General features: G+C 64.1%; 24 protein-coding genes. 6 read left to right on the top strand and 18 right to left on the bottom strand.

From position 1 onward, the window contains the following. The first annotated feature begins 75 nt into the window (after positions 1 to 75). The 3 genes from FJ930_RS15120 (at position 76) to FJ930_RS15110 (ending at position 1,988) form a co-directional block, all read left to right on the top strand. A complete protein-coding gene (locus FJ930_RS15120; protein WP_140745473.1) occupies positions 76 to 771 on the top strand; it encodes a phosphatase PAP2 family protein in 696 nt (231 codons plus the stop codon). Between the two features lie 138 nt (positions 772 to 909). After that, a complete protein-coding gene (locus FJ930_RS15115; protein ID WP_141838681.1) occupies positions 910 to 1,365 on the top strand; it encodes a hypothetical protein in 456 nt (151 codons plus the stop codon). Positions 1,366 to 1,442: 77 nt separating this feature from the next. After that, a complete protein-coding gene (locus FJ930_RS15110) occupies positions 1,443 to 1,988 on the top strand; it encodes an adenine phosphoribosyltransferase (RefSeq protein WP_140610724.1) in 546 nt (181 codons plus the stop codon). Between the two features lie 159 nt (positions 1,989 to 2,147). On the opposite strand, the gene FJ930_RS15105 is transcribed toward FJ930_RS15110, so the two are convergent. The 7 genes from FJ930_RS15105 to FJ930_RS15075 all read right to left on the bottom strand — a co-directional run bounded on the left by FJ930_RS15105 (position 2,148) and on the right by FJ930_RS15075 (position 7,930). Beyond that, positions 2,148 to 2,612 (bottom strand): MaoC family dehydratase, encoded by a 465-nt coding sequence (locus FJ930_RS15105; protein ID WP_141838679.1) that lies wholly within the window; start codon positions 2,610 to 2,612, stop codon positions 2,148 to 2,150. Further along, on the bottom strand, positions 2,609 to 3,106 hold the full coding sequence (locus FJ930_RS15100) for a MaoC family dehydratase (RefSeq protein WP_181763384.1): 498 nt from the start codon (positions 3,104 to 3,106) through the stop codon (positions 2,609 to 2,611). The genes FJ930_RS15105 and FJ930_RS15100 overlap by 4 nt, the downstream gene beginning before the upstream one ends. A gap of 225 nt (positions 3,107 to 3,331) precedes the next feature. Further along, positions 3,332 to 4,306 carry a magnesium/cobalt transporter CorA gene (gene corA / locus FJ930_RS15095; protein WP_141838676.1) on the bottom strand — a complete coding sequence of 325 codons (975 nt, stop codon included), beginning with the start codon at positions 4,304 to 4,306 and terminating at the stop codon, positions 3,332 to 3,334. Between the two features lie 308 nt (positions 4,307 to 4,614). Beyond that, a complete protein-coding gene (gene ychF, locus FJ930_RS15090; RefSeq protein WP_141838674.1) occupies positions 4,615 to 5,718 on the bottom strand; it encodes a redox-regulated ATPase YchF in 1,104 nt (367 codons plus the stop codon). Between the two features lie 160 nt (positions 5,719 to 5,878). After that, positions 5,879 to 6,598, bottom strand: coding sequence for an aminoacyl-tRNA hydrolase (gene pth / locus FJ930_RS15085; RefSeq protein WP_141838672.1), 720 nt, complete (start codon positions 6,596 to 6,598; stop codon positions 5,879 to 5,881). Positions 6,599 to 6,621: 23 nt separating this feature from the next. Continuing rightward, a complete protein-coding gene (locus FJ930_RS15080) occupies positions 6,622 to 7,263 on the bottom strand; it encodes a 50S ribosomal protein L25/general stress protein Ctc (protein WP_140745458.1) in 642 nt (213 codons plus the stop codon). A gap of 238 nt (positions 7,264 to 7,501) precedes the next feature. Continuing rightward, a complete protein-coding gene (locus tag FJ930_RS15075; RefSeq protein ID WP_140745456.1) occupies positions 7,502 to 7,930 on the bottom strand; it encodes a MarR family transcriptional regulator in 429 nt (142 codons plus the stop codon). 148 nt (positions 7,931 to 8,078) lie between these two features. On the opposite strand from FJ930_RS15075, the gene FJ930_RS15070 reads away from it, so the two are divergent. Further along, positions 8,079 to 8,936, top strand: coding sequence for an alpha/beta hydrolase (locus tag FJ930_RS15070; protein WP_141838670.1), 858 nt, complete (start codon positions 8,079 to 8,081; stop codon positions 8,934 to 8,936). Positions 8,937 to 9,023: 87 nt separating this feature from the next. Here the strand turns inward: FJ930_RS15070 and FJ930_RS15065 are convergent, their stop codons facing one another. From FJ930_RS15065 to FJ930_RS15055, 3 genes are read right to left on the bottom strand one after another with little or no spacing between them, the layout of a single operon-like run. After that, entirely contained in the window at positions 9,024 to 11,279 is a 2,256-nt protein-coding gene (locus FJ930_RS15065) for a xanthine dehydrogenase family protein molybdopterin-binding subunit (RefSeq protein ID WP_141838668.1), read from the bottom strand. Beyond that, the gene (locus tag FJ930_RS15060) at positions 11,272 to 12,330 is read right to left on the bottom strand and encodes a xanthine dehydrogenase family protein subunit M (RefSeq protein WP_141838666.1); all 1,059 of its coding nucleotides are present in this window, start codon (positions 12,328 to 12,330) and stop codon (positions 11,272 to 11,274) included. The genes FJ930_RS15065 and FJ930_RS15060 overlap by 8 nt, the downstream gene beginning before the upstream one ends. Beyond that, on the bottom strand, positions 12,327 to 12,821 hold the full coding sequence (locus FJ930_RS15055; RefSeq protein WP_141838664.1) for a (2Fe-2S)-binding protein: 495 nt from the start codon (positions 12,819 to 12,821) through the stop codon (positions 12,327 to 12,329). Before FJ930_RS15055 ends, FJ930_RS15060 begins: the two co-directional genes overlap by 4 nt. Positions 12,822 to 13,002: 181 nt before the next feature. Between FJ930_RS15055 and FJ930_RS15050 the strand changes: the two genes are divergently transcribed. After that, a complete protein-coding gene (locus tag FJ930_RS15050) occupies positions 13,003 to 13,593 on the top strand; it encodes a TetR/AcrR family transcriptional regulator (RefSeq protein WP_141838662.1) in 591 nt (196 codons plus the stop codon). Positions 13,594 to 13,754: 161 nt separating this feature from the next. Here FJ930_RS15050 and FJ930_RS15045 read toward each other — a convergent pair whose 3' ends face one another. Beyond that, the gene (locus FJ930_RS15045) at positions 13,755 to 14,993 is read right to left on the bottom strand and encodes an MFS transporter (RefSeq protein WP_181763383.1); all 1,239 of its coding nucleotides are present in this window, start codon (positions 14,991 to 14,993) and stop codon (positions 13,755 to 13,757) included. A gap of 178 nt (positions 14,994 to 15,171) precedes the next feature. Here FJ930_RS15045 and FJ930_RS15040 point away from each other — a divergent pair, with 178 nt between their 5' ends. Beyond that, the gene (locus FJ930_RS15040; protein WP_141838847.1) at positions 15,172 to 16,062 is read left to right on the top strand and encodes a helix-turn-helix transcriptional regulator; all 891 of its coding nucleotides are present in this window, start codon (positions 15,172 to 15,174) and stop codon (positions 16,060 to 16,062) included. Here FJ930_RS15040 and FJ930_RS15035 read toward each other — a convergent pair. From FJ930_RS15035 to FJ930_RS15005, 7 genes are all read right to left on the bottom strand, one after another. Then, entirely contained in the window at positions 16,059 to 16,994 is a 936-nt protein-coding gene (locus FJ930_RS15035; protein WP_140745451.1) for a ribose-phosphate pyrophosphokinase, read from the bottom strand. The two genes, FJ930_RS15040 and FJ930_RS15035, sit on opposite strands and share 4 nt — an antisense overlap. A 155-nt stretch (positions 16,995 to 17,149) precedes the next feature. Then, positions 17,150 to 17,782: a hypothetical protein gene (locus FJ930_RS15030; protein WP_141838658.1), complete on the bottom strand. Its 633-nt coding sequence runs from the start codon at positions 17,780 to 17,782 to the stop codon at positions 17,150 to 17,152. Positions 17,783 to 17,825: 43 nt separating this feature from the next. Beyond that, entirely contained in the window at positions 17,826 to 18,977 is a 1,152-nt protein-coding gene (locus FJ930_RS15025) for a Xaa-Pro peptidase family protein (RefSeq protein ID WP_141838656.1), read from the bottom strand. Next, positions 18,977 to 19,771 (bottom strand): peptidoglycan editing factor PgeF, encoded by a 795-nt coding sequence (gene pgeF, locus FJ930_RS15020; RefSeq protein ID WP_141838654.1) that lies wholly within the window; start codon positions 19,769 to 19,771, stop codon positions 18,977 to 18,979. Before pgeF ends, FJ930_RS15025 begins: the two co-directional genes overlap by 1 nt. Before the next feature lie 103 nt (positions 19,772 to 19,874). Then, positions 19,875 to 20,963, bottom strand: coding sequence for a class I SAM-dependent methyltransferase (locus FJ930_RS15015; protein ID WP_141838652.1), 1,089 nt, complete (start codon positions 20,961 to 20,963; stop codon positions 19,875 to 19,877). Further along, positions 20,960 to 21,820 carry a prolipoprotein diacylglyceryl transferase gene (gene lgt, locus FJ930_RS15010; RefSeq protein WP_141838650.1) on the bottom strand — a complete coding sequence of 287 codons (861 nt, stop codon included), beginning with the start codon at positions 21,818 to 21,820 and terminating at the stop codon, positions 20,960 to 20,962. The genes FJ930_RS15015 and lgt overlap by 4 nt, the downstream gene beginning before the upstream one ends. A 130-nt stretch (positions 21,821 to 21,950) precedes the next feature. After that, positions 21,951 to 22,190, bottom strand: a complete 240-nt coding sequence (locus FJ930_RS15005) for a BrnA antitoxin family protein (RefSeq protein WP_141838648.1) — start codon at positions 22,188 to 22,190, stop codon at positions 21,951 to 21,953. Positions 22,191 to 22,404 lie beyond the last annotated feature (214 nt).

The following is a 22,404-nucleotide window of genomic DNA, read 5'->3' as shown; positions in this document are numbered from 1 at the left end:
GAAGACCGCCTGCGTCACATGGCCGTCACCGCATGTGGCGATCCTGCGCTGCCCTCATCGAAAAAGGATCGCGCCATGAAGAAATATGCATCGCTCGCCGCAGCATTTCTGTTGCTCGTCGTCGGCTCGACCGCCCGCGCCGAGGACGCAAAGCCCTTCATCACCAACAAGGATGTCGACCTGACTATGATCCTGCCGCCGCCTCCAGCGAATGATTCGGCGCAGACCAAAGCCGAGCTCGGCGAGGTGCTGACATTGCAGGTGACGCGTACGCCTGAAATGGAAGCCCGCGCGGTCGCCGACGCCGAGGAAAATGTCTGGCGCTTCGCCGACGTCATGGGACCAAACTTCACCAAGGACAAGCTGCCAAAGTTCAGCGCCTTCTTCGATCGCGTGGTCGAGACCGAAGGCGCCGTTGTCGATCCGGCCAAGGACGTCTGGAAGCGTCCTCGTCCGCATCAGTTGAGCGATCTGGTCAAGCCGGCGGTCAAGCTGTCGAGCTCCGGTTCGTGGCCGTCAGGTCACGCGACCGTGGGCACCATGATGGGCATCATCTTGTCCGACATGGTCCCGGAGAAGCGCGCCGAGATCATGGCACGTGCGGCGGAATTCGCCCACAACCGCATCGTCGGCGGCATCCACTTTCCCTCCGATGTCGAGATGGGCAAGATTTCCGGCAGCGTCATCGCGGCGGTCCTGCTCAACCGGGATGACTTCAGGGCGGAATACGAGGTAGCCAAGGCCGAGCTGCGTTCCGGGCTCGGCATGTAGGCTTCTGTCGACCGCATCTCTTGAGAAAGGGCGCCCCGGGCGCCCTTTTGATTCTGGTGTCGTGGCCCGCGATTGTTTCCGAGACGGCGAAATGGTCCTATAGTTCATGTCGGCGGAGCGGACCGGGAAGGGCCGACCATGCAGGACAGCCAACGCAGCGCGGACGAGAATGCGATTCGGGTTGTCATCGCGCGCCAGTTCGCCAGTCTGAGCTGGGGCCACGATGTCGCGCCGGGCTGGGACGATTTTGCCGGTGATTTCCTCCCCGGCGCCAGCCTTTACCCTGCCGCACGGCCGGCAAGACCGGTCGGTGTCGCTGATTTCGTCGCGCGAATGCGCGCGCTGTCGGAGACGTCGCTGCTGACGTTCGATGAGGTTGTGCTTGGCGTCACCGTTCAGGTCTTCGGCAATATCGCGATCGCGGCCGCCGCCGCCGAGATGACCGAGAACGGAGCCGAGACCAGCCGCTCCGTGGAAATGCTGCTGCTGGTGAAGAGCGAAGGGCAGTGGAAGATCGCGGCGCAGGCATGGGACAGAGCGAGCGAGGCCAATCCTCTGCCGGATGCGCTTGTCTCGGCCGCGACATCGCGCTAGCCGTTGCCGGTCGCGCCGGGTTACGATCGGCCCTGCGCCGTTTCTCACCCGTCAGCTGGATCATCCGGAGCCTCCTCATGAAACCTTCGCTCGAAGACACGCTGCTGGCGTCGATCCGCACCATTCCGGACTATCCCAGGCCCGGCATCCTGTTTCGCGACATCACCACGCTGCTCGGCAATGCGCGCGCCTTCCGCCGCGCCATCGACGAGCTGGTGCATCCCTATGCCGGCCAGAAGATCGACAAGATCGCCGGCATCGAGGCGCGCGGCTTCATCCTGGGCGGCGCGATCGCCCATCAGCTTTCGGCCGGCTTCGTGCCGATCCGCAAGAAGGGCAAGCTGCCCTTCGAGACGGTGCGCGTGGCCTACAGCCTGGAATACGGGCTGGACGAGATGGAGATGCATAGGGATGGCGTTTCACCTGGCGAGAAGGTGATTCTGGTCGACGACCTGATCGCCACCGGCGGCACGGCGGAAGCGGCGGTCAAGCTCTTGCGCCAGATCGGCGCCGACATCCTGGCCGCCTGCTTCGTCATAGACCTGCCGGATCTGGGGGGGCGTGCCAAGCTCGAGGCACTCGGCGTGCCGGTGCGGACGCTGATCGGGTTCGAGGGGCATTGAGCGGGCTTTTTCCTTCTCCCCTTGTTGGGAGAAGGTGGATCGCCGAGACGGTTGAGGGGTGTCGGACGGAGTGCTGTCGGTGCCAAGCTGGAGCACCCCTCATCCGACCTCGCTTCGCGAGGCCACCTTCTCCCGCAGGGGGAGAAGGGAGAGGCGCCTCTACCCCACCTTCACGAGCACGGCGCTTTCGAATTCCAGCACCTTGTCGCCGGTCGAATCGAAGGCATCCGAACGCAGCGCCAGCAACTGCCAACCGGGGCGTGAAGTGATCGGGCGGTGGGAAACAGCGGTGCGGGTGAAAGTCACCGTCTCGCCTGCATAGACCGGCTTTAGCCATTTGAGGTTCTTGAAACCAGGCGAGGGACCGAATTCCGGCACCGGGCCTGGACCATCCCAGCCTTCGGCGTCCATACGCTTTTCCAGATTGTATTTCATCCAGGTGGCGGCAGTGTGCCAGCCGGAGGCGCAGAGGCCGCCAAGCACGCTGTCCTTTGCCGCCTCCTCGTCGACGTGGAAGACCTGCGGGTCGTATTTGCGGGCGAATGCCTTGATCTCCTCGGGCTCGAATCTGTGCGAGCCGAGGGGGACGGTGGTGCCGATGCGGAAGAATTCGTCGAGGGTCACGCGACGGCCTCGCGGGTGAGGAACATGCCGGTGTTCTCGAGCTCGAAGACGCTTTCGCCACGCTGGTTGAAGAGCTCGGCGCGCATGGTGACCAGGCCGAGCTGCGGCCTCGACCTGGACAGGCGCTTGGCCATGATGGTGCTGTGGCCGGTCAGCGTGTCGCCGGCCAACACCGGCTTCTTCCATTTGACATAGTCGATGCCCGGCGAACCCTGTGAAGTCGAGTCCAGCAGGAATGCGTCGCACCACATGCGCATGAACATGGCGCAGGTGTGCCAGCCGGACGCCGCCAGCCCGCCAAGGATGGACGCCTTGCCGGCCTCCTCGTCGAGATGCATCGGCTGGGCGTCGAACTCCGTGGCGAATTCGATGATCTCTTCGGCGCTGACCAGCTTGGTGCCGAGGTCGAGCGACGTCCCCTCGACGAAATCATCATAGGTCCAGGTTTTTCCGGGAGCAGAGATCTTTTCGGAAGCAGAGATCTTTGCGGTCATCAGGCAAAATCCGGTTGAAAGACGAGCGATTGCGACGGATCGGAATCCTCGGATGCAGGCCGAAGGCTGTCAGGTCAAGTATTTTCTAATGCGCCAGGCCCGGCAGGGCCTGCCGGGCGAGGCGGTGAGAGTGGAAACTCCACGAGCACGCCTCTTTCCGTGCAGGCGGGGAATGGGACGGCTCGTAACGGCCTGATCCGCGACCTGCTTGGCTGCCGAGAGCGCTCAGAGCCAGCCGCGGCGGCGGAAATACCAGAAGGGCAGGATCGCCGACAGGATCATCAGGCCGATGGCGAAGGGATAGCCGAGCTGCCATTTCAGCTCGGGAATGACGTCGAAATTCATGCCGTAGATCGAGGCGACCAGCGTCGGCGGCAGGAAGATGACGGCGGCGACCGAGAAGATCTTGATGATGGCGTTCTGCTCGATCGAGATCATGCCGAGCGTGGCATCGAGCAAGAAGGAAATCTTCTGCGACAGGAAGGTGGCGTGGTCGGCGAGCGACAGCACGTCGCGCGACATCGTCTTGATGCGGGCGCGGACGTCCTTGCTCATCTTGGTCTGTGTGGCGACATGGGCGAGGAAGCCGGCCAGCCGCTGCAGCGATATCAGGCTGTCGCGCACGGAAGAGGCGATGTCTTCCTTGCGCCCGATGGCCTTCAGCAGTTCCTGGAAGTCTCTGTTGCGCTTCGATACCTTGGTCGAGCGCGCTTCGAAAATGTCGCGCGAGATCGCCTCCACGTCGCGGCCGGCGCGCTCGAGGATGTCGGCCAAGCGGTCCACGATCGCTTCCAGCAGGCCGATCAGGATGGTGTCGCCGCTGGTGCAGCCCATCGCCACCTTCTCGGCGCGCAGCGGAAAGGTCTTGAACGCCTTCGGCTCATGATAGCGAACCGTGATCAGCCTGTTGCCGGAGAGCGCGAAGGTGACCGGCGACATCAGGGGATCGTCGACCTCGGTCTGGGCGGGCAGGGTGGCGGTCATGAAGTAGGCGCCGTCCTCGATGTAGAGGCGGCTGGAGATCTCGATCTCCTCCATCTCCTCGCGGGTCGGGATGGCGATGCCGAGCCAGCTCTCGATGGTGGTTTCTTCTTCCTTGGTCGGATTGATCAGATCGGCCCAGACGACCCTGTCGCCATCTGCCAGCAGGTCGTCGACGACGCGCAGGCGATCATTGTCCACGACAAAAGCCTTGATCATCGCCAGATCTCCCCTGCTGGATTAAAGGGCGTTTTGGATTGATGCTTGGTGTCGGAATGCACGGCTCTTCGTCGCATGCGCCGAGCGTGCGTCCGCCGCTTAGACCCGTGACATGACAAAATCAAGACGAGCCCGGACTGGAGCCGGGACGGCATTGCCCGCTCGGAAGAACGCGTCCAGGAGCCGGTACCAGGACAGCTTCGCCGGCTCGGCTTCCGGTGGTCGGTATCGTTCAAACCGCCGCTGAACGGCGGCCCGCAGCCGAAGATCGAACGTCACGCGCCACCGGTGGCGCGCCTTCCGTCAGATCAGGTGTTGAACTTGAACAGCATGACGTCGCCATCCTGGACGACATATTCCTTGCCTTCGTCGCGCGCCTTGCCGGCTTCCTTGGCGGCCACTTCGCCGCCCAGCGTGACATAGTCATTGTAGGCGATGGTCTGGGCGCGGATGAAGCCGCGTTCGAAATCGGTGTGGATGACGCCGGCGGCTTGCGGCGCCTTGTCGCCCTTGTGGACGGTCCAGGCGCGGGTTTCCTTCGGACCGGCGGTGAAATAGGTGATGAGCTGCAGCAGCTCGTAGCCGGCGCGGATGACCTTGTTCAGGCCCGGCTCGTCGAGACCGAGCGAAGACAGGAATTCCATCTCTTCCTCATCGCTGAGCTGGGCGACCTCGGCCTCGATCGCCGCCGAGATGACGACGGTGCGGGCGCCTTGCGCGGTCGCCATTTTCTCGACGGCCTTTGTGTGCTCGTTGCCGGTGGCGGCGTCGGCCTCGGCGACGTTGCAGACATAGAGCACAGGGTGCGAGGTCAAGAGGTTCAGTCCCTGCAGGATGCGCAGGTCCTCGGCCGAAATGCCCTTGAGCAGGATGCGGGTCGGCTTGCCGGCCTGCAGCAGCTCGAGCGCGGCCTCCATCATCGGCAGCACCGATGTCGCTTCCTTGTCCTTGGTCGAGGCGCGCTTGCGGATCTGCACGATGCGGCGCTCCAGGCTGTCGAGATCGGCGAGCATCAGCTCGGTCTCGACCGTCTCGGCGTCGGCGACGGGATCGATGCGGCCTTCGACATGGGTGATGTCGTCATCCTCGAAGCAGCGCAGCACGTGCACGATGGCGTCGACCTCGCGGATGTTGGCGAGGAATTGGTTGCCCAGCCCTTCGCCCTTGGAGGCGCCGCGCACCAGGCCGGCAATGTCGACGAAGGAGATGCGGGTCGGGATGATCTCCTTCGACTTGGCGATCTCGGCGATCTTTTGCAGGCGCGGATCGGGCACCGCCACCTCGCCGGTATTCGGTTCGATCGTGCAGAACGGATAGTTGGCGGCCTGCGCCGCCGCCGTCCTGGTCAACGCGTTGAAAAGCGTCGACTTGCCGACGTTGGGCAAGCCAACGATGCCGCATTTGAAACCCATTTTCGTCTAGTCCTATCGGGAAATCGAAATTTGATCAGGGCTATGGGGTTAGGGGTGAGGAACGTCAAGCCCTTCGAGGATCGGGCCCTTCGAAGATCGGGGGCGATGTAGTTGGTGTAGAGGTCGGCATCGCCCATGCCGACGCCGGCCGCCCTGGTTTCTAGTCTTTTCCGAACAGTTTCTTCAGCATGGCGGCCATCGGTCCGGTTTCGGGCAGCTTGGCAGGCGCCTGTTGCTGCCGCGCCTGGCGGATATGGCTCTGTTGTTTTGGCGCCTGCTTCTGCGCCGGCTTGTCCGACTCGGCTGCTGCCTTGCCCTGGACGGCGAGCGCGGCCTTGTTCATGAATCCGGATTCATCGCCCTTGACGATCATCGCGGCATTGTCGGCGATCGCGTCCAGCAGCGGTTCCAGCCATTCGCGGTCGGCCTTGGCGAAATCGCCGAGCACATGGTGCTGGACCATTTCCTTGACGCCGGGATGGCCGACGCCGATGCGCACGCGGCGATAGGTGTTGCCGACATGGCCGTCGATCGAGCGGATGCCGTTGTGGCCGCCGGCGCCGCCGCCGGTCTTGATGCGCAGCTTGCCTTCGGCAAGGTCGATCTCGTCGTAGAAGACGGTGAGCGCGGACGGTTCGAGCTTGTAGAAGCGCAGCGCCTCGCCGACCGACTGGCCAGACAGGTTCATGAAGGTCTGCGGCTTGATCAGGATGACCTTTTCGCCGCCGAGCATGCCCTCGGCGATCAGGCCCTGGAATTTCTTCGACCAAGGCGAAAAGGAATGGCGGCGGGCGATGGCGTCCGCCGCCATGAAGCCGACATTGTGCCGGTTGCTGGCGTACTTCGCGCCCGGATTGCCGAGTCCTGCAAACAGCAGCATCGTCAACTCCGGGCGGGAAAGACTTACTTCTCTTCGGCGGCGGGAGCCGCTTCGGGAGCAGCCGCTTCAGCCGTCTCTTCCGTCTCCGGCTTCATCGCCGCCGAACCGGCAATGGTGGCGATGGTGAAGTCGCGATCGGAGATGACCGGCTTGACGCCGGCCGGCAGCTTGACCGCCGAGATGTGGATCGAATCGCCGATATCGGCGCCGGTGAGATCGACGGTGATGAATTCCGGGATCGCATTGGCCGGGCAGTGGAACTCGACCTCGTGACGCACGATGTTGAGCACGCCGCCGCGCTTGATGCCGGGCGACTTGTCTTCATTGACGAAGTGCACGGGCACATCGACATTGACTTCGGTGTCCTTGCCGATGCGCAGGAAATCGACGTGCATCGGGAAGTCCTTCACCGGGTCGAGCTGGAAGTCCTTCGGCAGGACCTGGATCTTCTTGCCGTCGACATCGATCGTGGCGACCGTGGTCAGAAACCCGCCGCCATGGATCTTGTAGTAGATGTCCTTGTAGGTGAGAGCGATCGCCAGGGGAGGCTGCTTGTCACCGTAGATTACTGCAGGCACTTTACCGTTGCGGCGAACTGCACGGGCGGACCCCTTACCGACCTGTTCGCGCGCTTCGGCCTTGAGCTCGTAAGCATCGTGGCTCATGGCTTTTCCTTTCGCGTGTTATGGAGCGTTTGCGGAGAGCAGTGTGCCCAAGCCGTAAACGTCGAAAGCCGCCTGTCCTCGATGCCCGAATGCCGGAACCGCGGCGAGCGGATCTTTGTTCGGGATCACAAGGGGAAGGCAGCCTTCCGCCGCGTTGCCTCCAAGGGTGTCTACGCGGGTGGCGGCTCTATAGCGGAAGGCGGCCGGGGGTGCAAGCCATGGCCGGAAACGGCACTGGCTACTGGTCGCCGGTCAGGGCATCGCGCAGCGCCTGGACTTGCCGATTGAGGGCGTTGAGGTCGGCCAGCGTCATGCCTGAGCGCTCGATCAGGGTTTCGTTCAGGCAATTGCACCGGACAAGCAGCGCGCGCCCGGCGGCCGTCAGGTCGACCTGAACCTGGCGCTCGTCGGTCCGGCTGCGCTGGCGGGTCACCAATCCGGCCTGCTCCATCCGCTTCACCAGCGGCGTGATGGTGCTCGATTCCAGGGCGAGCCGGTGGGCGATCGTGCCGACCGAGATGCCGTCGGCTTCACCCAGTGCGTTGAGCACGAGATATTGCGGATAGGTGATCCCCATCTCGTTCAGCATGGGTTTATATGTGCGGTTGATGGCCATGCTCGTGGCATAAAGCGTGAAGCAGAGCTGACTGTCCAACGGGAGAGGCACGACGCATTCCTTGTTTTGCAACTTATGGGCTCAGTACCACGAAAATGATATCGCGATACGTATTTTTGTGGACAGAGGGCGTGAGCCGCGTTAGCGATATTAATATCGCGATATTGTTTATCGCGACAACTGTCGAAGGGAGATTGAGATGATAGCGCAGACCAAGTCCGGCTCGGGCAGCGGCACGATCACCACCAAGGACGGCACGCAGATCTATTACAAGGACTGGGGAACCGGTCAGCCGATCGTCTTCCACCATGGCTGGCCATTGAGCAGCGACGACTGGGACGCTCAGATGCTTTTCTTTCTGTCGAAGGGCTACCGCGTCATCGCCCATGACCGGCGCGGCCATGGCCGCTCGACCCAGACGGATATCGGCAACGAGATGGATACCTATGCGGCCGATGTGGCTGAACTTGTCGCGCATCTCGACCTCAAGGACGCCATCCATGTCGGCCACTCGACCGGCGGCGGCGAGGTGGCGCGCTACGTCGCGAAGTATGGCTCGGGCGGCCGTGTCGCCAAGGCGGTGCTGATCGGCGCGGTGCCGCCGATCATGGTCAAGACGCCGGCCAATCCCGGCGGCTTGCCGATCGAGGTGTTCGACGGTTTCCGCTCCGCCCAGGCAGCCAACCGCGCCCAGTTTTTCCGCGACGTCCCGGCCGGTCCGTTCTATGGCTTCAACCGTCCAGGCGCCGAGGTTTCGCAAGGGGTCATCGACAATTGGTGGCGCCAGGGCATGATGGGCGGCACCAAGGCGCATTATGATTGCATCAAGGCCTTCTCGGAGACCGACTTCACCGAGGACCTCAAGAAGATCGACGTGCCGGTGCTGGTCATGCATGGCGACGACGACCAGATCGTCCCGATCGCCGACTCGGCGCTGCTGACCATCAAGCTGCTCAGGAAGGGCGAGCTCAAGGTCTACAAGGGTTATCCGCACGGCATGGCCACGACGCATGCCGACGTGATCAACGCCGACCTGCTGGCCTTCTTCAAGTCGTAAGCTCTCGGAACGGAGCAGAGAAAGGCACCCGCCATCATGCGGGTGCCTTTGTGGTTGGTCTCCGCTTACGCGCGGACCTCGAGCTTCTCAGCCGACAATGATGTCCTCGATCCGGATCGGAAAGCGACGCGCCCTGACCCCGGTGGCGTGCCAGATCGCGTTGGCGATGGCACCGACGGTGCCGGTGATGCCTATCTCCCCAACCCCCTTGATACCCAGCCCGTTAACGTAGGGATCGACTTCATCGATCAGCAGCACCTCCATGTCGGGAATGTCGGCATGGACCGGAATGTGATAACCGGCGAGATCGGCGTTCATCGGCCGGCCTGTGCGGCGGTCGTGGAGCGCCTCTTCGTGCAACGCGAAGGAAATGCCCCAGATCATGCCGCCATAAAGCTGGCTCCTCGCCAGCTTCGGGTTGATGATGCGTCCGGCGGCAAAGGCACCGACGAGACGTGTGGCCTTCACCTGACCCAGGTCCGGGTCGACCTTGACCTCGGCGAAGACGGCGCCATGCGAAAACATCGCTCGCTGCTCCGCGCTGGCCGGATCACGGCCGCCACGGCCGTTTCCTTCAAGGTTCGTCAAGCCCGCTCGCGCAAGGATGCTCTGATAGCTCTCACTCCGGGCTTCGTCATCGCGGTGGTAAAGTCGTCCGTGCCGCGCATCGACCCCGGCATTGCCGGCACCGAACAAGGGCGAGTCGCGATCGTTGACGGCCAGTTCGGTCAGCTTGGAGATGACGTCGGTACCGGCGTTGTGGAGCGCGCTGCCGGCCGTTGCGGTATGGCCGGAGCCGCCGGCCACGCCGCCGTCGGGGAGGTCCGAGGACCCGGAACGGAATTCTATCTTGTCGATATCGAGCCCCAGCCCATCGGCGGCAATCTGGGCAAGTGCCGTCCACGCGCCCTGACCCATGTCGGCTCCGGCCGTCTCGACCAGGGCGGTGCCGTCGGCGCGGAGCGTAGCGCGAGCCTCGGCCTGGAACATCGGCGCATGGAATATGGCACTGCCCATGCCCCAGCCGACAAGCTGTCCGGCTTCGTCGCGCATCCGGCACGGTTCCAGCGCGCGGCCGGCCCAGCCGAACGCTTCGGCGCCCTGAGCATAGCATTCGCGCAGAGACTTGGCGGAGAACGGCTTGCCTGAAGCCGGGTCGTTTTCGGCGTAGTTGCGCAGGCGGAATTCCAATGGATCGAGCCCGCAGGCCAACGCCGCCTCGTCCATGGCGGATTCTAGTGCCGCCGAACCGGACGCTTCGCCCGGCGCCCGCATCGGTCCCGGTGTGCCGATGTCGAGACGCAGACCGTGATGCCGGGCAACTATCGTCGGGCTGGCATAGAGGTTCAGCGACGCGTTGGCTGCCGGTTCCAGAAAGTCGTCGAAGCTGGAGGTGGTAGCCACCGCATCATGCTCCAATGCCGTCAGTCGACCGTCCGCGTCGGTGCCGAGGCGCAAGGTCTGCCGGGTCGCGCCGCGATGGCCAACAGGGCCGAACATCTGGGCCCGCGGCAACACCATCTTCACCGGGCGGCCAAGCATGCGCGCCGCCAGGATGCAGAGGATGTAAGGCCCGTTCATGATGGCTTTCGAGCCGAAGCCACCACCCAGGAACGGGCTGCGCAGCAGTACATTTTCAGCCGGTATGCCGAAGTAGGCGGCAAACGCGGCGCGAGACAAGACGATCGCCTGGTTCGGCGTATCAAGCGTCAGCCTGTCGCCGTCCCATGAAGCGACCATGGCATGCGGCTCCATGGCGTTGTGGTATTGGGCCGGCGTGACATAGCTTGCCTCGACACGATGCGATGCAGCCGCCAGGCCTGCACCGAGATCGCCGACCGCAGCCACTGGCGGAGAGCCGAAAGCGACCGCCACAGGCTCGAACGCTTCACCATCACCGAAGCTGATCCGCGTCTGCTCGACGTCGTAGCGCGGCGCCAGCAAGCGAACACCTTCGGTGGCCGCCTCCAGCGTCTCGGCGACGACCAGCGCGATTGGCTGGTTGGCGTAGCGAACCCGGTCGTCCTGCAGCGCTTCGATGCGGAAGCCGAACAGGCCGACCTTGACGTCCGGGTCGAGCGCCAGCGGGATGCGGTTTGCAGGCGTTATGACTTCGACCACGCCGGGGTGTGCCTTCGCCGCATCGACGTCGAGCGAGGCGACGCGGCCGCGCGCGATGGTGCTCACCGCGACCACCGCGTGCAGCAGGTTTTCAGGATGATTGTCGGCGGCGTAGGTCGCCGCACCGGTGACCTTGAGAAAGCCGTCGCGACGGGTCAGCGGCTGGCCGCTCGAAGAGCCCATGCGGACATTTTGGGCGCGGAAGGGGATGGTGTCAGGCATGAGTGGGAACTCCGGTATCGGACACGAAGACGGAGGCAGGCAGTGCGGGTACGCGTTCCGGCGTGCCGGCCGCCGCCAGAAGGAAAGCGCGCTTCACCAGCCGCTTCGCGAGTTCAATCTTGTAAGCGTTGTCACCCGAGGGCCTTGCTTCGGCGAGTGCGACTTCGGCTGCCCCGGCGAAGATTTCGGCATCTGGCTTTGCGCCTGTCAGCAGCGCTTCGGCAGCGCGGGCGCGCCACGGTTTGGCGGCGACGCCGCCAAGCGCGAGCCGGGCTGCGCGGATGGTCTCTCCCTCGATCCGCAACGCGGCGGCCGCCGAGACGAGAGCGAAAGCGAAGGAAGTGCGCTCCCGCAATTTGAGATAGCGGGCGTGAGACCGGAAGCCGGAGGCATCGGCTGGGAGGCGAAGGCCGGTGATCAACTCGCCTGCGCCCAAGACATTTTCACGCTCGGGCGTCGTGCCGGGGAGCAGGTGAAATTCTTCCAGCGGCACTTCGCGGCCTCCGTTCGGACCCTCGATCTCGACCACCGCATCAAGCGCGACCAGCGGCACGCAGAAATCGGATGGATGCGTGGCGATACAGGACTGCGACCAGCCAAGCACGGCGTGGGCGCGGTTCTCACCCTCGCGCGCGTCACAGCCGGCGCCCGGATCACGACGGTTGCAAGCGCTGGCGGCGTCCTGGAAATATGCGCACCGCGTGCGCTGCAAGAGATTGCCGCCAACCGTGGCCGCGTTGCGCAACTGTGGCGAGGCGCCCGAAAGCAGTGCCTCGGCCACTGAGGGGTAGGCTTTGGCGAAGATGGGATCGCGCGCGATGTCGGCATTGCGCACCATGGCGCCAATGCGCATCCCGCCATCGGCAAGCTGCTCGATGCGGTCGAGTCCGGGCAGGCGGGTGACATCAACCAACCGACCGGGATGAATCGCGCCGACCTTCATCAGATCGAGCAGGTTGGTCCCGCCGGCAAGATAGGCGGCGCCAGGTTCGGAAGCAGCCGTGACCGCCTCGGCTGTCGAAGCGGGCCGAATATATTCAAACAGGTTCATGCGATCCTCCGTTCCTGCTCGGCAACGCGCCGCTGCGCGTCCAGCACGGCTTCAATGATGCCGGCATGTGCACCACAACGGCAGAGATTTCCGCTCATGCCTTCGCGGACCCGCTCCGGGTCACCGTCCGCCTCGCCTTCGCGGATCAGTCCAGTCGCGCTCATGATCTGGCCCGGCGTGCAGAAGCCGCACTGGAAGCCGTCATGTTCGATGAAGGCGGCCTGCACCGGATCCAGCCGGTCGCCCTTGGCGAGGCCCTCGATGGTAAGTATGTCGGCGCCATCAACACTGACGGCAAGCGCCAGGCAGGCGTTGATGCGCCGGCCGTCCACCAGCACCGTGCAGGCGCCGCATTGGCCACGATCGCAGCCCTTCTTGGTTCCGGTCAGAACAAGCCGCTCGCGCAACAGATCAAGCAGCGTCACCCTTGGGTCTTCAATTGGCACCACCTTGCTGGCGCCATTGACGGTAAGGCTTATGGACAGAGACATTTTCTCTCCAATCGGTGATGTGTCAGAATGTATCGACGTGGCTGGGCGGCTGTGCGAGTGAGGCAGCAAACCGCAACGAAGGTGGACGTGCGTCACCTATGCAAAGGTTGCGTTCCGATGTCCAAAGCACTATACGGAGGATGCCTCCGCTTTGCAAGCAAAAAGGAGGGATGACAGGAAGATGGACCATGCGTCCGAAAAGACAAGCCGCAAACCGCGCTCGGATTCGCTTCGGAATCGGGAACAGCTGCTGGTTGCCGCGCGCGACGTGTTCAGTGTCGGTGGGCCGGATGCCAGCCTCGAGGCCGTTGCTCGTTCGGCCGGCGTCGGCATCGGCACGCTCTACAGGCATTTCCCGACCCGCGAGTCGCTGTTCCAGGCAGTCTATCGCCGTGAAGTCGACCAGCTAGTCGAACTCGCCAAGTCGCTGGCGGCGGAGAGGCCGCCCCTCGAAGCGCTTCGCCTATGGCTTCACGCCAATATCGGCATGGTTGCCACCAAGAAAGGCATGCTTGCGGCGTTGGCGCCGGCCGCCGGCAGCTCGACGGAATTGTTTGCCTATTCGGCCGCACAGCTGGGGCGCTCCGTCGGCGATCTGATGAAGGCGGCGATTGCCGCCGGCGAGATACGCGACGACATCGCGTCCGAGGACGTGATGCGCGCGCTGATCGGCATGTGCTACACGCGCGAGCAACCGGGTTGGCAAGAAACGGTCATTCGGCTGGTGGATGTTTTCGTCGATGGCCTGCGGCTGAGGCCCGAGCCTGATTAAGGCAATATCCTGGAGCGTTTAACGTTGTGGAGCAGTGGACCCGCTCTAAGCCTTTGTTTTTACGAAGGTCCGGCGGAGCCACTGCGCACCTTTCCAGCAATGCTTTGAAGTCTCCAAGCCGATGGATGCGCAGCGGGGGCCAATATTCAACTTGTGAGGGATCAGGTCGCGCTCAGATTCCGGGCTTCCTTCATGTTGGGCAGGAACACTGTCAGCAGGCCGAGGAACGGCAGGTACGAGCAGATCTGGAAGACGAAATCGATGCCCTTCATGTCGGCGACGACGCCGAGCACGGCGGCCGCGATGCCGCCCACGCCAAAGGCGAAGCCGAAGAAGATGCCGGCGATCATGCCGACGCGGCCCGGCACCAACTCCTGCGCGAAGACGACGATGTTGGAGAAGGCCGACGACAGGATCAGCCCGATCAGCACCGTCAGCACCATCGTCCATTCCATGTTGGCGTAGGGGAGCGCCAGCGTGAAGGGCAGCACGCCGACGATCGAGAACCAGATCATCGCCTTCTGCCCGTAGCGGTCGCCGAACGGGCCACCGAGCAGGATTCCCAGCGCCGAGGCGCCGAGGAACAGGAACAGCATCACTTGGCTCATCTGCACCGACACGCCGAACTTATGGATGGAATAGAAGGTGTAGTAGCTGGCGAGACTGGCGATATAGGCGTTCTTGGTCAGCACCAGCAGCGTCAGCACCGCCAGCGCCCACATCACCTTGCGGCGCGGGAAGGGCGAGACGAAACTTGCCGCCTTGCGGATGCCCTGCGCGGCGCGCAGACGGCTGTACCAGCCGCCGACCTGCCACAGGATGAAGATGCCGATCAGCGAGCCGATGGCGAACCAGGCGATGCTGGTCTGGCCGAAGGGCACGACGATGAAGGCGGCCAGCAGGGGCCCCATGGACTGGCCGAAATTGCCGCCGACCTGGAACAGCGACTGGGCCAGGCCAAACCGGCCGCCCGAAGCGAAGCGGGCGATGCGCGAGGATTCGGGATGGAAGATCGCCGAGCCGATGCCGATCAGCGAGGCGCCGATCAGGAGCAGGTAATAGTGCCCGGCATAGGCCAGCACGACAAGGCCGATCAGCGACGCCGCCATGCCGTAAGGCAGGGAGTAAGGCATCGGTCGCTTGTCGGTGATTGCGCCGATGATCGGCTGCAGCAGCGAGGCCGTCACCTGGAAGGTGAAGGTCAACAGGCCGATCTGCCAGAAGTCGAGGCCGTAATTGTCTTTCAGAAGCGGATAGATCGCCGATAGCAGCGACTGCATGATGTCGTTGATGCAATGGCAGAGGCTCACCGCCAGAATGACGGTGAACGCCGTCGCCTGGGCTGAAACGTGACTGGCGCTCGCGGGTGTCGCGACGCTGCTCGCTGTCGTATCGGTCAAGATAGGCTCCGTAGTCTTTTTGGCGGCAGAGCCGCGGGACTGAGGCTGCGGGGCTTTCTCGCCCCGCAGCGGTAACGTAGCGGGACGCTCCCGCAGGCAGCCTTATAAGCCGGTTGCCAGGCTACTTCTTTCGTGGTTTGGTCCAATAGTTTCGCAAGTGGGCCAGCTGAGCATGATGATACCGCACGGTAAGGAGCTTTTCGGCGCCGGTCGTACGGATCTCGAGCGATTGCACGGGCTGCGTTGGCAGTGGCTGGAGCAGGCGGTTGGACCGGCGGTGGTCTTGCCGACCGAATATCCGGATGGCTACCACGTGCCGCATCACCACCACAGCCGCAGTCAGTTGCTGCATGCGCTGGTGGGCGTCGTGCTGGTGACGACGCGGCACGGGCGCTGGATGGTGCCGCCCGACCATGCAATGTGGATTCCGGCCGGCATCGAACATTCCGTCGAGATGTTGGGCGATGTCTCGATGCGGTCCGTCTATGTCATGCCGCAGGCGATTCCTGGCCTGCCGGAAGGCATGCGCGTGGTCGGCATCACCGACCTCATGCACAGCCTGATCGTGGAATCCGAGAAGCTGCCGCAAGGTGGCGAACTGGAAGGGCGCGGCGGCCTGATCATGAACCTTCTGCTGCATGAGATTCCGCAGCTGCCGGAACGGCCACTGGGCCTGCCGTTCCCGGCCGATCCCAAACTGGCGGCGCTCTGCCGGCGCTTTGTCGCGGCACCCTCGCCGCACGCAACGATCGACGAATGGGCCGATGCCGTCGGCATGAGCCGGCGCTCCTTCACGCGCGCCTTCCAGCGCCAGACCGGATTGTCGCTGTCGACATGGCGCCAGCAGGCCTGCCTGTTCGCGGCGCTGCCGCGGCTGGCCGATGGCGAGCCGATCACCAGGGTGGCGCTCGATCTCGGCTATGACAGCGTGCCGGCCTTCATCACCATGTTCAAGCGCATGCTTGGTGCCTCGCCGCGCGGCTACATGCGCGGCGCGCGCGACAGCGGGGAAAGCCCGCGGCGGATGATGCCCCATGCCGGAGCCAGATTGCCGCCGCCAGAAGGTTAGTCGAACAGGCTCGATACCGATTCCTCGGTCGCAGTACGCGAGATGGCCTCGCCGATCAGGTCGGCGATCGAGATGACGCGGATGTTGGCGGCGTCGAGCACGGCCTGGGTCGGCTGGATGGAATCGGTGATCACCAGCTCCTGCAGCTTCGAGCCGCTGATGCGGGCGACCGCGCCGCCCGAGAGCACGCCATGGGTGATATAGGCGGTGACACTGGTGGCGCCGTTGGCCAGCAGCGCATCGGCGGCATTGCACAGCGTGCCGCCGGAATCGACGATGTCGTCGATCAGCAGGCAGTCCTTTCCGGCGACCGCGCCGATGATGTTCATGACTTCCGATTCACCCGGGCGCTCACGGCGCTTGTCGACGATGGCGAGCTGCGCGTCGAAGCGCTTGGCCAGCGCGCGTGCCCGCACCACGCCGCCAATATCGGGCGACACCACCACGACATTGCCGAGCTGCTTGTATTTCGCCTTCACGTCGCGGGCCATCACAGGCACCGAGAACAGATTGTCGGTCGGAATGTCGAAGAAGCCCTGGATCTGGCCGGCATGAAGGTCCAGCGTCAAAACCCGGTTGACGCCAGCGCGGGTGATCATGTTGGCCACCAGCTTGGCCGAGATCGGCGTGCGGCCGGAGGCGCGGCGATCTTGCCTTGCATAGCCGAAATAAGGGATGACCGCCGTGATGCGCCTTGCCGACGAGCGCATGAAGGCGTCGATCATGATGAGCAGTTCCATCAGGTGATCGTTGGTCGGGAACGAGGTCGACTGCAGGATGAAGACATCCTCGCCGCGCACGTTTTCCTGGATTTCGACGAAGATTTCCTGGTCGGCGAAGCGCCTGACACTGGCCTTGCCCAGCGGGATGTTGAGATAGCGGGCGACCGCTTCGGCCAGCACCCTGTTGGAATTGCCCGCGAAGAGTTTCATGCACCGTTCCTGGTGGAGGGTGGAGAGGCCTGACGGACTCTCCTGTACCTTTTAACCGGGCTTTTAGCGGCCCGCGCCGGTATTGCAAGCGCCGAGATCGGGAATCCGCCGGCTAAGCTCAAGAAAGCTGTTGGGCAACGCCGGCTGGCAACACCTCAACTCGCCTTGCCGCCAAGAAACGCCGCGAACTGGTCGATGGTCTGGTCGGCGATCGCCTGCATGGTGGCGGGCGAGACCGCCTTCCAGCTGTCGGCGCCCCCGCTGTTGCCGGAATTGACCGCAGGCGCCTTCATCTGGCCGTTGATACGGTGCAGGCGGTTGCCGGAGGGGTCGTAGACGTCCCAGACATAGATGACGGTGGTGTCCTTGCCCTCCGAGATCGCCGAGAAGTAGCCCTTGAGCACATGGGTCGCGGTCTGATCCTGACTGCCGGCAAGCGTGATGCCGCGCTGCTTGGCGCGCGCCTGCAGTTCCGCCGTCAGCGGGGTGGCGGCTTCCACCGAAGCGCCAACGATCGGCGCGATCTGCAGCCGGGTTTTGGCAAGGATGGCGGCGGCCTGTGCGGGCGTGACCGGAGTGGTGGCGGCAGGCGCACCCGCCGTGGTGGTGGCGGGCGCGGCTGATGACGCCGGGGCCGGAACAGCCGCCGCCGCGCCGCCCTGCGCTGCCGGCGCCGAGGTGGCCGGCGGGGTGATTGCGGAAGGTTCGAGAACGTCCTTTGCGTTGGTGCAGGCCGCCAGAGCCAGTGCCACAAGCAATGACACGGTCGTCACACGCGATCGTCTCATTTGCCTTCTAACTCCTTGGCGAAGAACGCCTCCCATTGTGGTTTCACTGCACGATCAAGTCGAGATCATGGCGGGAGAGCGGCTTCGGCTGGGATTCGGTTATCAGGTAGGTGCGGCCAAGCGTCATCGCCGTCTCGGTGTCGGAATCCATGATGATCATGTGGGCGAACAGGGTCATGTTCGGCGCGATCGGCTCGGGATTGCCCTGGATGAACATCGGCATGTCCATCCAGGACGGTGTGAAGCGCGCGCCGACCGAGTAGCCGCAGGCGTTCAGCCGATGCTTGGTCAGGCCATGCGCCTCCATGGTGCGGGCATGGGCGTCGAAGACGTCGCCGAATGTGTTTCCGGGCGTCATCGCCTTTTCGACGGCGAGAAGCGCGGCGCGCGCCGCGTCGAACAGTTCCTGATGGCGCTTGGAGACCTTTCCGGTCAGCACCGTGCGCATCATCGGCGCATGGTAATGATGGAATACGCCGGCCCATTCGAGCGTCAGCTGATCGTTCTTGGTGAGCTTGCGGCGGCCGGCCTTGTAGCGGCACAGCAGCGCGTCGACACCGGAGCCGATGATGAATTCGTTGGCCGGATAGTCGCCGCCGCCGGCAAAGACGGCGCCCTGCATGGCGGCGAGAATCAGGGCTTCGTCGCCGCCTTGCTTGATCAGCGGCAGTGCCGCGTCCAGCGCGTCGTCGGAGAGGTTGGCGGCCTTCTCAGCCTTGGCGATCTCGGCTGGGCTCTTGAACAGGCGCAGCCGTCCGACGATGCCGGATGCGTCGGCGATCTGGCCGAAGGTCTGCAGCTGCTCGTCCAGCCGGCGGCCATTGTAGGCGGTCAGCCCATGGGTGTCGTATTCGACGCCGATACGGGCGCCAAGCAGGTCGAGTTCGTTGAGCAGGTTGCGCAGGTCGACCGCCGGGTTGGCGCCATTGCGGTCGGTCCACAGCACGATGTTGTCGATGATCGAGGTCTGGCGCGCCTGGCGCAGATCGGCCGAGCGGGTGAGCAACACCATCGAGCCGTCTGCCTTCACCACCAGGCACTGGAAGAAGCAGAAGCCGAACGTGTCATAGCCGGTCAGCCAGTACATGCTCTCCTGCGCGAACAGCAGGATGGCGTCGAGCTTCTTTTCGGCCATCTCGATCATCAGGCGGTCGCGCCGCGCGTCGAATTCGGATCGTTCAAAATGCAGCGCCATTATACCCTCTCCAAGACGATCGCCGAAACCTGCCGGCCGTAATCAGGCTCCTTGCGGTGCGTGGTGCGCCGGTAGGAGTAAAACAGATCTTCCTCGGCATAGGTGCAGCGGCCGAGGCCCTCGGCGATAACGCCAGCCTTGGCCAGCCGGTCGACCGTGTAGCGGTTGAGGTCGAACATGGCGTGGCCGGCATTGGCGGAGGGCGTGAAATAGGCGGCGTTTTCATCATCGGCCTCGACGAAGCGGGCGACGAATTCAGGCCCGACCTCGTAATTGTCAGGTCCGATCGAAGGACCGAGCACGGCGACGATGTTCTCACGCCGGGCGCCGAGGCTTTCCATGGCGAGAACGGTGTTTTCGAGCACGCCGGTGAAGGCGCCCTTCCAGCCGGCATGCGCCGCGCCGATGATGCGTGCTTGGGCATCGGCAAAGAGCACCGGGCCGCAGTCGGCGGTCGAGGCGCCGATGGCGATGCCGGGCCGGTCGGTGACGATGGCATCGGCCTTGGGCCGCTCGCCGGCAAAGGGCTCCCGGGCAATGATGACGTCGGGCGAATGGATCTGCCAGGCGGTCAACAGATGGGTCGCCGGCACGCCCATCCAGGCGGCGACACGACGGCGGTTCTCGGCGACCAGCGCCTGGTCGTCATACGATCCGGTGCCGATGTTGAGGCCCTGGTAGATGCCGGCCGAGACGCCGCCGACGCGGGTGAAATAGCCGTGGCGGATGCCGTGAGCCTGCGCCTTGTCCAGCAGCGGCGACCGAACGGGATCCGGTTTGGTCTGATTCAGCATGCGGGCGTTGTTGTCCGTGTGAGCGGTTTCGTCAAGAAAAAGCGGCCGGCGGTCCGGCCGCTCTTTTACCGGACGGGAGATTGGGAGGGGGAGCGGTGAAAAGTCAATCCGTCGTGGCAAAAGGCCGGACGGCGACGCCGCGCGGCAGGACGGCAAGCACCTTGAACAGCTCGCCCATGGCCTGCGGCCCGGCGAGGCGTTCGACATCGCCGGTGATCTTGTCGCGCGCCGCCTGGCTGGCATCGGCGCCAAGCCTGCCGGCACGCTCGAGAATGCCCATGCCGAGCAGGAAATCGCCCTGCGTCGACAGGTGGGCGTCAAAACCGTGCGCGCGCACGGTCGCGGCAAGGGCGGCGAAATCGACATGGGTGGTGAGATCGGCTTCGCCCGGATTGGCCAGCACATCTTCGTGATTGTGCCGGCGCAAGGCCTGCAGCGTGTCGCCGACACCCGGCTGCAGATGGCCATAGTCGAGGAACAGCCCGGCGCCACCGTCTCGGGCCATGCGCCCGACGATGGCCGCCATCAGGGCCGTGCGGGCCGGTGCCACTTCGGCGACCACGCCTTGCGGTGCATTTGCGGCATCGGCCGGCAGCAGCGCCGGGTCGACGGAGCCGGCACCGGCGAAGAAGCAAAGATTGTTCTCATCATCGAGGCCGATCATCCGCTCGCGCCAGCCGGCGCCGGCGCGCACGAACTGGCGGATGGGGACGGCGTCGAACAGTTCGTTGCCAACGATCAGCAGCGGCTGACGAGGCAGCGTGTCGATGGCTTCGTGCCACCGAACCGCGAACGGTGTCGCGCCAAGCGTCTGCTTCTGCACCTCGGCCAGGCGCGGGCTGGTCTCGATCATGGCGAAGTCAGCACCATTGGCCAGCGCCGGGTCGAGCCGCGACAGGGTGCGCAGCATGTCCTTCATCAGCGTGCCACGGCCTGGGCCGATCTCGGCGATGGTCACCGGCATCGGGCGGCCGATCGCCAGCCACGCCTGGTAGAGCCAGACGGCGATCAGTTCGCCGAACATCTGGCTGATCTCCGGCGCGGTGACGAAATCGCCGGCGGCACCGAAGGGCTCGCGCGTCGTGTAGTAGCCGTCCGAGGGGTCGAACAGGCACAGCGCGATGTATTCGTTGACGGGAAGGGGACCAAGCGCCTCGATCAGGTCGACGATCCGGGCCTTCAGCCGCGTCATGTCGCCTGCGGCTGCGACTGCGTCACCGGCTTGGCGGTGGCCATCGCCCAGATGCCGGCCAGCACCATCGGCGTCGACAGGATCATGCCCATGGTCAGCCAGTTGGTGCCAAGGAGATAGCCGAGTTGCTGGTCCGGCTCGCGGAAGAACTCGACGAAGATGCGCGACAGGCCGTAACCGCAGATGAAGGCGCCGCCGACGAAGCGCGGCGTCTTCAGCTTGAGGCGCGAATGGGTGAGGATGCGCAGCACGACAAATAGCACCAGGCCCTCGAGCAGCGCCTCGTAGAGTTGGCTGGGGTGGCGGGTAAACGGGCCGCCATTGGGGAATTCGATCGCCCATGGCACATCGCTCGGTCGGCCCCAGAGCTCGGAATTGATGAAGTTGGCGACGCGCACCAGGCCGAGGCCGACGGGCACGCCGGCGGCGACGATATCGAACAGCGACCAGGTGCGGATGCCGCGCCTGATGGAAAACAGCGTCATGGCGAGAATGACGCCGAGCAGGCCGCCGTGGAAGGACATGCCGCCTTGCCAGACGGCGAAGATGTCGAGCGGATGCGCGATGTAGCGCGGCAGGTCGTAGAACAGCACATAGCCGGTTCGGCCGCCCAGCACGACGCCGATTGCCGCCCAGACGATGAAATCGTCGAGATCCTCCGGCTTCATCGGCACGACACCGTCCGCCCAGAGCTTGGGGTTGGCGGCCAGCCGCTTGGCGTACCACCAGGCAAACAGGATGCCGACGATGTAGCCGACGCCATACCAGTGCACCGCCAGCGGTCCGATCTGGATCAGGATCGGGTTGATGTTGGGAAAAGGCAGCGAGGCCAGCGGTAGCAGGAAATAGTCGTTCAACGGGAGCTCTCGGTTGCGAAACGCGTTTGCGCGTGGACCATGCGGCAGGGTTTGGGCAGGGTCAAGGCAAGGTGGTTGCCGTCAAATGTCGCGACCGGATCACCCGGACGGGCCATCGCCGTGCGGATGCTCATACCTGAGGCTTGGCAGCCACCAACTTTCGTAATGCGTCGTTGATCCTGTCCTGCCAGCCGGGGCCATCCTCCTGGAAATAGTCCAGCACGGCTCGGTCGATCCTGATCGAAACGAGCTCACGGACATTCGGGGCGGCCGAGGGTTCCCGGGGCGGTGCCGCCGGCTTCTTGACCGGCTTGAAGGCCGCTTCGGCGGCTGCCATCGGATTTGTTGGTCGGCGTGGAGGCGTTGCCATTGGTTGACCCTGATTGGAGTGTGCTGACGCAATATGAGACGACAACACAATAGGCGATTTGGCGTCCTCGAGTACAGGTTGGAGCTGTTTGACAACTGCCTATAGGTACGGCAGCGCCATGCGCCATAGCAACGCAGATGCCGCACCAAGCCTCTACGTTCTTGCATTCTCCGCGCGGCGCCACTACGTCAATTCGAGCAAGCGAGGATTTGCC

The organism is Mesorhizobium sp. B2-4-15 (assembly GCF_006658505.1).
GTDB lineage: Bacteria > Pseudomonadota > Alphaproteobacteria > Rhizobiales > Rhizobiaceae > Mesorhizobium.
This window is presented reverse-complemented; position numbering and strand designations above follow the sequence as displayed.